This is a genomic window from Clostridium sp. AF20-7 (assembly GCF_003479275.1).
GTDB lineage: Bacteria > Bacillota > Clostridia > Lachnospirales > Lachnospiraceae > Otoolea > Otoolea fessa.
The window spans coordinates 49,029-62,471 of sequence record NZ_QUGF01000002.1; the positions used below are offsets into that span (position 1 = coordinate 49,029).

Consider the following 13,443-nt stretch of genomic DNA (forward strand, 5'->3'; position numbering starts at 1 on the left):
TGACAAAAACTATGAAACCATCCATCCGTACCTACCTCTGCAACGACGAAAACCATCGTTTCTTTGGCGAAGGTCCTCGTCAGCTTCTTCATGCCATCGATGAAACCGGATCGCTCCGCTCCGCCGCTCTGTCCATGAATATGGCGTATACAAAAGCACTTCGGATTATCCGCTCCGCCGAAGCCACGCTTGGATTTCCACTGACCGTCCGCACCACCGGCGGAAAAGGCGGCGGAGGCAGCCAGATGACGGCGGAGGCGAGGGAGTTTCTAGCTAAGTATGAGGCATATCGGGATGCATGTACGGAGAGTGGGAAACAGTTATATGAAGAATTTTTTTGCAGGCGGAAATCTGTTTTTTTCTCTTCTGGAACACAAACGTCCTCTTTCACTTGTTTGCAAAATTCAAACGATGTCCGGATCGCCTGCATCATCATGGCCTCCGGTCTTGGAAAACGTTTCGGCTCGAACAAGCTCATGGCTTCGTTCCACGGTGCTCCGCTCATCCACTCGGTTCTGAATGTGATCGGTTCTGTTCCGCTCTTTGCCGATCGTCTCGTTGTGACGCGCTCCCGGGAGGTTCACGATTACTGTCAGTCCCTGGGAATTCCGGTGCTGATTCATACACTTCCCAATCGGAACGAGGCGCTCTGCCTGGGACTTACACACATGTTAAAAAGGCACCCGGATTTATCAGGCTGTCTCTTTGCACTCGGCGATCAGCCGCTTCTGCGTCCACGGACACTGGAACGGATATGCCGGCGCTATCTCGAATGCAGAATATCACCAGGTCACTCTGAATCTGTTTTCCCAGATTCTGATTTTTCCATTTTGAAATCAAAATTGCCTCAGAATTCAGGAATTGCAGAAAAATCACCGATTGTACAGCTCTGCAGCATCCAAATGACGGCTTCTCCCGAACCTTCCGTCTCAACCACCGTCGGAAGCCCGATTCTCTTCGACCGGGCATATTTTGACGAACTGCTCCATCTGCCGGAAAAAGCTGGCGGAAGCCATGTTCTCCGCCAGCATCCAGACGTTGTCCAGTATGTGACTGCCGAAGTGCCGGAGGAATTGATGGATGTAGACACGCCGGAGGAGCTCAAACGCCTGGAGAATCTGGTAACAATCGAATAAAACTATAAGGACTGACATCACACATGCAGCATGATGCCAGTCCCTTTTTATCAATCTACGTATCACTTTCAGCCATACATTCCATATTTTATAGATGGATCTTATATTTTTATGTACCTATGACCTTTTTCTAATCTTCCTATTTCTTACGCCTCATCCTTCGGCAGCAGCACATTCAGGATAATCGCCATGAAAGCTGCCGGAACGATACCAGATCCGCCGAATACAAGCTGAATTGCTTCCGGCATCTTGGAAAGGATGGTTGCATGTGCACCCATGCCGTAACCAACACCCAGTGCAACAGAGACGATGGTCAGGTTGCGTGAAGTCATCTTCTCTTTCGTGATAAGCTGAATACCGCTAACTACGATCGAAGAGAACATCATAACCGCTGCGCCTCCCAGTACCGACTGCGGCATGATCGAAACGATCGCACCCAGCTTCGGAATCAGACCGCACAGAATCAGGAATACCGCGCCGGTTGCAAGTGCCATGCGGTTGACTACCTTTGTCATTGTAACCAGACCTACGTTCTGGCTGAACGAAGTGTTCGGAAGAACACCGAACAGCGCCGCAATACTGGAACCAAGTCCATCGCAGATAACGCCGCCGGAAAGCTCTTTATCGGTCGCCTCACGGTCCATACCGCCCTCAACGACACCGGAAATATCTCCGACCGTCTCAACAGCGGTTACAATAAACATGATAAGAACCGGCAAAATTGCGCGCATATCAAAGACAATTTTAACCGGGACGATCGGCGGAATGCTGATCCAGCTCGCCTGTGCTACCTTATCCCAGTTTAATACCCATGCTTTGGTATATTCGGTTCCGTCCGCTGCAATGCCCGTGTGCGGAAGCACCAGACCCATGATGAATGCTACAGCATAACCGGCAATAATTCCGACCAGAATCGAGGAGGAACTTAAATATCCCTTCGTTCCGTGCTTCACTGCCAGAATCACAATCAGGACAAAAATAGCAAGCAGCATATTTTCCATGGAACCAAAGTCCTGCGCCGAGCTGCCGCCGCCGAAGGAATTGACGCCGACCCCGATCAATGACAGACCAATCGAAAGAACGACCGTACCTGTTACGACCGACGGGAAAAATCGGCGAAGCGGCTTTAAGAAGCATCCAAGCACACTCTCGAACAGACCGCCGATGATCGAAGCACCCATAATGGCGCCGTACGCTAAAATACCGCCGCCCATCGTAGCCGCCACGCTGTTGAATACACCGATGAAACCAGAGCTGGTTCCCATGATAATCGGAACCTTGCCGCCGACCGGACCAACCGAAAATAACTGCAGCAGCGTGATCAGTCCCGCCACCAACATCGCATTCTGCAGAAGCTCGATCTGCAGCTGTGCCAGATCGTTTCCGCCCGTGATACCACAGGCGCCTGTGATGATCAGAAGTGGTGTCAGGTTACCGACAAACATCGCAAGCACGTGCTGCAGTCCCAGCGGAATCGCCTGTTTCAACGGCATCTTCGCCTCAAACTCATAGGCAGGTCCCGTAAATTTCTTTTCATTTTCCATAGATTTTCTCTCCCTGTACCCAATTTAAAACTACCTTTTTACACAGTTTCCAAAACATTCTCAATTATAAAAAAAAGCATATGAACTGTAAAGATTGTTTTTTCATTTGTATATTATTTTTCATTAAGTAAGTTATAAGTATTACTTATAATTTACTTACCCAGTCCACAATATCACCAAATACCTCTTCCCGGTTGATCTCATGAAACAGTTCATGCCTTGCCCCCGGATAAAGTTGCATCGCCACATTGGTACATCCGGTTTCTTGCAGATCTTCCATCGCGCGCCGCACACCGCGTCCGCCTTCTCCGACCGGGTCCTCCTCTCCCGATATCAGCAGAATCGGCAGATTTTTCGGAATTCCATCAAAGCCTCTCTTCCGCTTCAAATCCAGCATGACCTGGAAAAAATCGACGAATGCCCCATCGGTAAATAAAAACTGGCAGTATGGATCCGCCTCGTATTTTTCATCCTCCTCCGTCACGCGCGACAGCCATTGATGTTCCGTTTTTCCTTTTTCAAAATAGCGGTTATAGCTTCCAAGAACCAGCTGGTGCAACCGCTCATTTCGTCCATTTCTTCCTTCCAGCCACGCTGCCGCTGCCACGACGGTTCCGCCCAGCCACAAAAGTGGTTCCGGCTGGCTTCCGGTTCCCATGAAAATTGCGCCGTCCAGCCATTCTCCATAATGCGTGATAAAACGGCGTCCAAAAAACGAACCCATGCTGTGCCCCAGAAGAATATGCGGAATGCCCTGAAACTTGTGTTTCGCAAAACGTGCCACCTGCGCCATCGCACCGTTCACGCGGCGGACACCATTTTTCTCCGCGAACTCGCCCAATTCCCCTGGTTTTGCTGTCCGTCCATGTCCCGGATGATCGTGCCCGATGACCGCAATCCCCGCCCGGTTCATCGCCTGTGCAAATTCTTCGTATCTGCCAATGTGCTCGATCATACCGTGCGCCACCTGAATGACCGCCCACGGTGTTTCCTCCGGCTCCCAGCAGATGCCATGGATTCTGCCGCTCCCATCCTGAAATGGAATATAAAAATCTTTGCCCTGTGCCATCCTGATTTCCCCGCTTTCTAAATGCTATATCGAATTATCTCTCTCAACATTGCCTGAAATATTTTTTATTTTCCTGTTTTATTGAAGCATATAATTTTCAGATCCTTTTCATATACAGGATACCACAAAAACACTCTATTATACAATTTTCCCCCCTAAAAAAGAATGTGCCTTGTTGTGTAATAGGGAATTCCCTATTACACAACAAAAGCTCCATCTTTCGACGGAGCTTCTGCAGTCATACGTTTTATATATCGTATGTCATATATTCATGAATCAGTGATTCATTAGTTGTTTGTATACAGAGTAACGAGCTTGTTCAGGTACTGGTATCTAGCCTTTGCCTCTTCCTCGTTCTTTGCATCCAGCGCGCCGGCTCTATCCGGATTCTTCAGAGCCAGAGATGCGTAACGAACCTCACCCTTTAAGAATGCCTGGTAGTCACCTGTCGGTGCCTTGCTGTCCAGAGTGAACTTCTTGTCCTCTGCAGCCGGATTGTAACGGAAGTTGTGCCAGTAACCGCACTCTACCGCCAGTTTCTCCTCGGTCTGAGCCTTGTCCATACCTTTCTTGATACCGTGGTTGATACACGGAGCATAAGCAATGACTAAGGACGGACCCGGATATGCCTCTGCCTCAGCGATTGCCTTAACAGTCTGAGCATAATCAGCACCCATGGAGATCTGGGCAACGTATACATAGCCGTAGCTCATAGCGATGGAAGCAAGATCTTTCTTCTTCACATCTTTACCACCTGCTGCAAACTGTGCAACTGCACCGGTCGGAGTTGCCTTAGAGGACTGTCCGCCTGTGTTGGAGTAAACCTCGGTATCATATACCATGATGTTGATATCCTTGCCGGAAGCAAGTACGTGGTCAACACCGCCGAAACCGATATCGTAAGCCCAACCGTCGCCACCGAATACCCACTGGGATTTCTTAGCGAGGAAGTCTTTGTTCTTCACAATATCCTTGCAGTTCGGGCAGTCGATGCCGTCCAGAGCCTCTACCAGCTTGTCGGTAGCTGCGCCGTTCAATGCACCGATTCCGTAAGTATCCAGCCACTCTTTGCAAGCTGCTTTCACTTCATCGGTCGCCTGTTCTGCCGCCATCACAGCCTCAACCTTACCCTTTAAGCCGTCACGGATTGCGTTCTGAGCCAGAAGCATACCATAACCGAACTCTGCGTTGTCCTCGAACAGGGAGTTGTCCCAAGCCGGACCCTTGCCAGCCTTGTTCATGGTGTAAGGTGTGGACGGTGAAGAGTTGCCCCAGATAGAAGAGCATCCGGTTGCGTTGGCAATGTACATACGATCGCCGAACAGCTGAGTAATCAGTTTTGCGTACGGAGTCTCGCCGCATCCTGCACAAGCGCCGGAGAACTCAAGTAACGGCTGTTTGAACTGGCTTCCCTTAACGGTTGTCTCTTTATATTTATCAATGACATCCTGTTTGATCGGAAGTGTCTGACCGTAGTCATAACCCTTCTGAGCCTCCAGATTCTTGTCAAGACTTACCATCGTAAGTGCTTTCTCACCCTTCTTGCCCGGGCAGACATTTGCACAGGAACCACATCCGGTACAATCCAAGGAAGAAATAGTCATCACGAACTTGTACTGCGGCATACCTGTAAGCGGCAGTGTCTTTGTTCCTTCCGGAGCGGCAGCAGCCTCTTCCTCGGTCATCGCGATCGGGCGGATAACTGCGTGCGGGCACACATAAGAACAGAAGTTACACTGGATACAGTTGTCCGGATTCCAAACCGGTACATTGACTGCGATACCACGTTTCTCGTATGCAGCGGAACCAGACGGAGTTGTACCATCTACATAATCGGTAAATGCAGATACCGGCAGGTTGTTACCCTCCTGAGCATTGACAGCAGCCTGAACGGTGTTGACAAACTTAACAACGTCTGCTCTTCCCTCGGTTGCGTGAGTCATCTCAAGTCCCTCGTCCTCGCCGTTCTTCCAGCTTTCCGGAACCTGAATCTCTACAACGTTCTGAGCGCCTGCATCGATAGCAGCCCAGTTTTTCTTAACAACATCTTCGCCCTTACGACCGTAGGTTGCCTTTGCAGCAGCCTTCATCAGTTCGATCGCTCTCTCCTCCGGAATAATATTTGCCAGCTTGAAGAATGCGGACTGAAGGATGGTATTGATACGGGTCGGACCCATACCGGTCTCGATACCCAGTTTAACACCGTCGATGGTGTAGAATTTAATCTTGTGGTCAGCGATGAACTTCTTAACCTGTCCCGGTAAGTGCTGCTCCAGCTCTTCCATGTTCCACGGGCAGTTTAACAGGAATGTACCGCCGTCAACCAGTTCCTGAACCATGTTGTACTTACGGATGTAAGCTGGATTGTGACAGGCAACAAAGTTTGCCTTGTGGATCAGGTAGGTGGATTTGATCGGTTTATGACCGAAACGAAGGTGGGACATTGTAACACCACCAGATTTCTTGGAGTCATAATCGAAGTAAGCCTGTGCGTACATATCGGTGTTATCGCCGATGATCTTGATGGAGTTCTTGTTTGCACCTACAGTACCGTCGGCACCAAGACCCCAGAATTTACAGTTTACAGTTCCTTCCGGAGTGGTAACAAGCGGTGCGCCAAGCTCCAGGGAGAGATTGGTAACATCATCTACGATACCGATGGTGAACTGTTTCTTGGTTGTATTCTCATATACAGCTACGATCTGAGCCGGTGTAGTATCCTTGGAACCAAGTCCGTAACGACCTGTGAAGATCGGAGTCTGATCGAATTTTGTACCCTTTAATGCTGCTACTACATCAAGGTAAAGCGGCTCGCCAAGGGAACCTGGCTCTTTGGTGCGGTCTAATACGGAAATCTGCTTAACTGTATCCGGAATAGCGTCTACCAGTGCGCTGGCTACGAACGGACGGTACAGGCGAACCTTTACAACGCCGACTTTCTTTCCAGCTGCTACGAGGTAATCGATCGTCTCCTCGATGGTATCGTTGACAGAACCCATTGCGATGATAACGTGCTCTGCATCCGGAGCGCCATAGTAGTTGAACAGCTTGTAGTCTGTGCCAATCTTCTCATTGACCTTGTCCATGTATTCCTGAACAATCGCCGGAAGTGCATCGTAGTACGGGTTGCAAGCCTCTCTTACCTGGAAGAAGATATCCGGGTTCTGAGCAGAACCGCGCTGACACGGGTGGTTCGGATTCAGTGCATTCTTACGGAATGCATCGATTGCATCCATATCTGCCATATCTTTCAGATCTTCATAATCCCAGGTCTCGATCTTCTGAATCTCATGGGATGTACGGAAACCATCAAAGAAGTTAATGAATGGAATCTTGCCCTTGATGGATGCCAGATGTGCAACCGGGGTTAAATCCATAACTTCCTGTACGCTGGATTCACACAGCATCGCGCAGCCTGTCTGACGGCACGCATAAATATCAGAATGGTCACCAAAGATGGATAACGCATGGCTGGCCAGTGCACGAGCCGAAACATTAAATACGCCCGGGAGCTGCTCACCTGCAATTTTGTATAAGTTCGGGATCATCAGAAGCAGACCCTGGGAAGCGGTGTACGTGGTTGTCAGCGCACCTGCTGCCAGAGATCCGTGTACTGCACCTGCTGCACCTGCCTCAGACTGCATCTCTGTAATCTGAACTGTGTGGCCGAAAATATTGGTTCTTCCGTCTGTTGCCCATTCATCGGTAGCCTCAGCCATCGGAGAAGAAGGGGTAATCGGATAGATAGCTGCCACGTCGGTGTATGCGTAAGAAGCATGCGCTGCTGCGTGGTTTCCATCCATGGTTTTCATCTTTCTTGCCATAATGAATATTCCTCCTATTGATAGTGAATGTATTCAGTAATAAATCTCCCCAAATAGATTGTCCTGGAAATTTACCTGATAATATTATAACAAATTCTCGTCAAAATGCAAATAAATTTGATTTATATCCGGTATTATTTTTCGAACAATTACAAAAAAGCTGTCTACTGTTTTTTCAGATAGTCGATAAAACCATAAAATATGAAAAAAAGCGCCGCCAGATGAAGAAAGACTCTCCATCCAGCGGTGCTTTTCATTCAAATGCCGCTTGAATGCCCTTTTATCATTCATTTTTGCAATCTATCTTACAGCACTTTCTATATTTCACCTTAGTTTTGCCTTGATTTTAATTGCTTCCAGGTCCATTTGCTTCCACAACCGGGTTCGTTTCCTCTGGCTCTGGAGTTGTCTCCTGTGGTCCTTCGTTGGATGCCGCCGCTGTCGTGGTCGGAGCTTTTGTCTCGCCGTCAGGGCTGGACGGTGCCGCTGTGGTTGTCTCATGTGCCGCTGTGCTCTCATTAGCTGCATTTGTCTCAGCTGCGGTGCTCTCTGCTGCCGCCGTTGTCTCCGTTGCGTTGGTCGCTACAGTAGCGGAACTGTTACGTTTGATTTGCGCTGCCTTTCCACGATAGCTGCTATTGTGAAAAAATTCACGACTCACTTCTTTATCATTCTCATAGGTAACCAGATCCGTGGACCAGCGGCTGCCCGGAGTCGCTGCCTTTGTCTGCACTTCCTGACCCGGCTGCAAGGAACCATCCTCGGTATAAACCGCAGACGGCGGATCAATCTCGCCTGTCTTCTCAGAAGACATACGAATCTTGACACCCTCTTTCAGAATCGGAACTCCATACAGTGCGATCGTCAGTTTTCGATCAGATGCGCTGAAGCTTGCCTTGATAGCCAGCGGATATTCCGAGTTGTTGACGAACTTGAAGTCCGGTCCGCCGTAGCTGACTGCCGCATCCTCGCCCGGTGTAACGTAGGACGGCTCGTAGCTGTGTGCGTGGCGCTCCGTACTTTTAAGCCCCGCAAATACAACCGCGTTATATAAGGTCGAAGATACCTGGCAGACACCGCCGCCTGGCTCCTGGACAACCTCGCCATTTAAGTATGCGGTTGCCGGCTTGTAGCCTTTTTCTTCGGTTCTCGCACCGGTCGTATTGTTAAAGGAAAATTCCTGTCCTGGTTTGACAATCGTTCCGTTTAACGCTGCGACCGCCAGACGGATATTCTCGTTTCGGTTGCTGTTGGAGGTCGTCGTGGTTGTGTAGGTGGACATTGTCTTGTACTTATCCTGTACCGACGAATCCGCTGCGACTTCCTTCGTCTCTGCGGTCAGAACGGCATCAAACTCTTTCTTGTCAATCGCATCGACCATCGCCTGTGCCAGCTTGTCCTGATCGATGACAAGTCCCTTGGTGCCCTCGCTGAACTCAAACTTGCCCGTTTCCTTATTGTAACCGGAGATACCGCCGCTCTTGGCTGCCATGTTCCAGTTTCCGGCAATCAGTGCTGCCTCTGCCTTGGCATCCTCGATCATATTTTCCGTGTTGACTTCATATGTCTCACCCGGTTTCAGATCACTTGCATAGATCTCCTCGAGAAGCTGATCAACTTTATCCGCCATCAGATTGGTGACGTCGGCCTCTTTGTCCTCGTATTTGACCTTCATCTTCCAGTCAAATGAATCAAGGATCGCCTTGCGCGCCTCCTCCTGCGTCATTCCGTAAATATTGACGCCGTTGACGGTCACCGCTCCATCTGCCACGGTACTCTCCTGTACGGCATCCGATTCGGTCGCCCCGCCTGCCGCGCTGCCCCCACCGCACCCGCGGGAGGCAATCGCCGCTATCAGGATAACCGCCAGGACACCGATCACGATCAAAAGGATCTGTGTAATATCCAGATGGTTTCTTCTCTTCTTTTTATAACGCCCGGAAGTATGCCCACTCCGACCGGCTGCCGCCCGGTTCATCGCAGTATCCCGGCGTCCCGTGCTTGTGTGCGCAGCTGTACTTTTTGTATGGCTGGATGTTCCGGACGACGAACGATGCCCGGTACTGTTGTACGAACTCAGCGTTCCGCCCTCCAATCCTCTATGTTCAAAATTCCTTCCTCCTGAAGAATTTCTGTTGTACTCACTCATTTTCCATCACCTGTCCGTCTTTTCCATGAAATTTTATTATATGTGTTTATTTGAAAATATCCCTGCTACAGTATAGCACAATTCCAGGAAAAGAAAATAACATAATTCTTAAATTAACTTATAAATTTTTTTGATCCCCACAACCTTTTCCTGGTACAAATTTCCACAGCCGCTCTGTTTTTTGTATAACGCTTCTTCTTTCAAATATATCTGATGTAAACAATCATTTTTGTTCCCGTTTACACACTGGCAAACTGCAGCGGGTATCTGCCGCATACTTGACTTTTCCATCTAATGCGGGTAGTCTTACAGCAGAAGGAGGTCTGCATCTATGCAGTTAATTGATTTACACGTTCATTCTACTGCTTCGGACGGAACACTCACGCCCACCGAAGTGACAAAGCTGGCGCTCCAATGCGGTCTGACCGCCTATGCGCTGACGGATCATGATACAGTTGACGGCGTTGCGGAAGCCATGCAGGCAGCCGAGAACACCTCCCTGACTGTCATTCCCGGTGCCGAATTTTCCAGTCCTTATGAAGGAAAAGAAATCCATATTCTGGGGCTCTATCTGAACCCGCACTGCCCGGAACTTTTATCTGCACTGCGGCAGGTCCGCGAGATCCGCAACCGGCGCAATGAAGAGCTTCTCGCTTTATTTCAGGCAGATGGATTTCCCATTAAATATGAAGATTTAATTCACGGAAATGAACACACTGTCATCACCCGTGCCCATTTTGCACGCGCACTGCTTGAAAAAGGCTGTGTCACTTCGGTCAGCCAGGCATTTGATAAATACCTCGGGGACGGCAAAAAATATTACCGCCCGAAGCAGATGATTGAGCCGGAGGAAGCGATCCGCCTGATCCGTGTAGCTGGCGGTTTACCAGCGCTCGCACATCCTCTCCAGTATAAACTTGGCTGGAAAAAGACCGAGCAGCTTCTCTCCTATTTAAAAGAAGCCGGAATGATGGGCATCGAGATTTATTATTCCTCACACTCTCAATCCGACAGTCTTCATTTACGTGAAATAGCTTCGCGTCTCGGTCTGGTCTCCACCGGCGGTTCCGATTTTCACGGTGCCAACAAACCAGATATCCATCTTGGAAGCGGCTACGGCGGTCTGCGGGTTTCTGCACTGCTGCTGGACAACATAAAAGCCCGGTTACAGCAGAAAAACAGCTAAAATGCTGATTTACCCGCTCACGCTTCTATCGGTTCCGTATGTTCAGGCATTTACAATCTATATAAAAACTTCTTCATGAACCTGATGAACAGACGTCTGTTTATATGTTTACATATGATAGAGCGCCTGCTCAATCCCTTCTTCCGAGACGGACTCCGCCAGTACGGCTTTCATTCCCGCCGCGCTGGCGGTTTTTTCTGTCTTTTCTCCGATACAGACGGCTGTAAATCCGTTCAATGTCTCCTTATCCGGCTGTAAAATATCCAGGAATCCCTGTACCGTCGATCCGCTCGTAAACGTGACCGCATCGATCGCGCCCTCTTTTAGGAGTTCACGGATGCGCGCTGCAAGCGGCGATTCCTCCGGCGTGATCGTATCGTAAAGTGTCACATCCATATAGGATATTCCGGCAGCTTCAAATGCCTGCGTCAGTTCCGGCGAACCATGTCTGGCGCGCAGGATGCATACGCGTTCGTTCTGCTTCACCTGTTTTGCCAGCCCTTTTCCGAGATCTGCCGCATAAAAGCGCTCCGGAATATAATCTGGGTAAATGCCGTGTTCCCGGCAGACGGACGCGGTTCCCTCGCCGATCACAGCAAAACGCAGATGGGAAAGGCTCCTGAAATCTTTCTGCATCTGGTTCAAAAGCGCAAAGAAATATTGCGCCCCTGTCGGACTCGTGAGCACCAGCCAGTGATACGATTCCAGATTCCGAACCAGTTCATACAGTTTTTCTTTATCCGCTGTGCCAGCATCCGCTTTTTCTGATTTTTTCCAGACCGGTTTTAACTCAATCGTCGGAAATTCCAGCACCTCCGCTCCGGCATCGCGCAGATGTTCCGCCAGCTTCTGGCTGCGCTCCTTCGGGCGGGTAATCACGATCCGTTTTCCTGCCAACGGCTTTTCTTCTCTCCATGCACACGTATCAGCAAGCGCACAGACCTCCCCGATCACAAGGATGGCAGGCGCCTTGACGCCCTGACGCACACCCTCTTCCGGAAGTGTCTGCAGGGTTGCGCGGATCATTCTCTGGGACGCAAGGGTTCCGTTCATCAGAAATGCCGCCGGCGTCTCCGGTTTCATTCCCGCATTCAGAAGCCCCTCACAGATCCTCGGCGCATTCGCAACACTCATCAGAAAAATTAAGGTGCCGCCGACCCGAGCAAGTGCCTCAAAATCCAGAGCCGGCATGCCCTCCATTCGATGTCCGGTAATCACATGAAACGATCCCGCCAATCCTCGGTGCGTCACCGGGATGCCAAAATATGCCGGAACTGCCAGGCTGGAGCTGATACCCGGAACCACCTCAAACGGGATCTGATGTTTCTTTAAAAATTCAGCTTCTTCGCCGCCGCGTCCAAAGACGAACGGATCCCCGCCCTTGAGGCGCACGATCGTTCCGCCCTTTTTCGCTTCCTCTAATAAAATTTCTAAGATTTCTTCCTGCTTCTTCGAATGGCGTCCACTCCGTTTACCAACGTCAATTTTCCGCGTGTGCTCCGGAATCCAGCCCAGTACCGCGTCGCCTGCCAAAGCGTCGTAGACGACGGCATCCGCCTGCTCCAGAAGTTCTCTGCCGCGCAGGGTAAAAAGCCCTGAATCGCCAGGCCCCGAGCCGATAAGGTAGACTTTCCCCAGCGGAGACAGTGCAGGCTTTCCCGATAACTGTTCCGCCAATTTTCTTCCAAGCTCCGCTGCTTTCTCTGCCTCCCCCTCAATGGAACCAATACGGACTTCTCCCGTTTCTTCCTTATAATAAAGACCTCTCAGCTTGATTTTTCCATTTTCAAGCACCGCCGAAGCTGCCGTCGGCGACGAACATCCGCCTCCAAGCGTGGCGACAAAGCCCTGTTCTGCCCTGGTTAAAACCGCAGACTCCTCAGAGTGAACCATTTTCACAAAAGGGATCTCCCGGTCACGCCGTCCCTGGATTGCCAGAATGCCCTGTCCTGCTGACGGGATCATTTCCTCCACAGAAAAATAACGGCTGATGCGATCTGCAAATCCCAGACGAATCAGCCCCGCCGCTGCCAGAATCAGCGCATCATATTCGCCAGAATCGAGCTTTCGCAAACGCGTGTTCAGGTTGCCTCGGATCCCCTTAAATTCTGCATCCGGGAATAATCTCTGCCCCTGTAGGACGCGGCGGCGGCTGGAAGTTCCGATTACCGGGTGTGCCGGAAGCTCGGATAAGCCTTCACGCAGAACCAGCACATCGCGGCAATCTTCGCGCTCTAAAAGCGCCAGCACCGGCAGCTCCTCCGGCGGACAGAGCGGCATATCTTTTAAGGAATGAACTGTCAGCTCGCACCGCCCTTCATAAAGCGCCTGATCCAGCTCTTTTACAAACAATCCCCTGCCGCCAACCGCATCAAGTGGACGGTCAAGCACCTTGTCTCCCGTCGTTTTCATCGTGATCAATTCAAATCCTGTCTCCGGACAGACATTCTGCATCGCTGCGATCGCCATCTTTGACTGAACAACTGCCAGCGCACTGTCGCGGCTGCCTACGCGGATCCTATTTTTATCTGTCAA

7 protein-coding genes are annotated in these 13,443 nt (G+C 50.2%); 2 read left to right on the forward strand and 5 right to left on the reverse strand.

Annotated features, from left to right (window positions below; translation table 11 throughout):
• Positions 1-11: 11 nt before the first annotated feature.
• The gene (locus tag DWX68_RS14590) at positions 12-1,136 is read left to right on the forward strand and encodes an NTP transferase domain-containing protein (RefSeq protein WP_182432113.1); all 1,125 of its coding nucleotides are present in this window, start codon (positions 12-14) and stop codon (positions 1,134-1,136) included.
• 146 nt (positions 1,137-1,282) lie between these two features.
• Here the strand turns inward: DWX68_RS14590 and DWX68_RS02005 are convergent, their stop codons facing one another.
• The 4 genes from DWX68_RS02005 to DWX68_RS02020 all read right to left on the reverse strand — a co-directional run bounded on the left by DWX68_RS02005 (position 1,283) and on the right by DWX68_RS02020 (position 9,722).
• Complete coding sequence (locus tag DWX68_RS02005; RefSeq protein WP_106999933.1) at positions 1,283-2,680, reverse strand: nucleobase:cation symporter-2 family protein; 1,398 nt, start codon at positions 2,678-2,680, stop codon at positions 1,283-1,285.
• A gap of 145 nt (positions 2,681-2,825) precedes the next feature.
• Positions 2,826-3,749: an alpha/beta hydrolase gene (locus DWX68_RS02010; protein ID WP_106999934.1), complete on the reverse strand. Its 924-nt coding sequence runs from the start codon at positions 3,747-3,749 to the stop codon at positions 2,826-2,828.
• A gap of 287 nt (positions 3,750-4,036) precedes the next feature.
• The gene (nifJ, locus tag DWX68_RS02015; protein ID WP_106999935.1) at positions 4,037-7,573 is read right to left on the reverse strand and encodes a pyruvate:ferredoxin (flavodoxin) oxidoreductase; all 3,537 of its coding nucleotides are present in this window, start codon (positions 7,571-7,573) and stop codon (positions 4,037-4,039) included.
• Between the two features lie 346 nt (positions 7,574-7,919).
• Entirely contained in the window at positions 7,920-9,722 is a 1,803-nt protein-coding gene (locus DWX68_RS02020; RefSeq protein ID WP_182432114.1) for a VanW family protein, read from the reverse strand.
• 331 nt (positions 9,723-10,053) lie between these two features.
• Here DWX68_RS02020 and DWX68_RS02025 point away from each other — a divergent pair, with 331 nt between their 5' ends.
• Entirely contained in the window at positions 10,054-10,908 is an 855-nt protein-coding gene (locus DWX68_RS02025; protein ID WP_118628470.1) for a PHP domain-containing protein, read from the forward strand.
• Positions 10,909-11,016: 108 nt separating this feature from the next.
• Here DWX68_RS02025 and hemC read toward each other — a convergent pair whose 3' ends face one another.
• Positions 11,017-13,443 (reverse strand): hydroxymethylbilane synthase, encoded by a 2,427-nt coding sequence (gene hemC / locus DWX68_RS02030; protein ID WP_243027484.1) that lies wholly within the window; start codon positions 13,441-13,443, stop codon positions 11,017-11,019.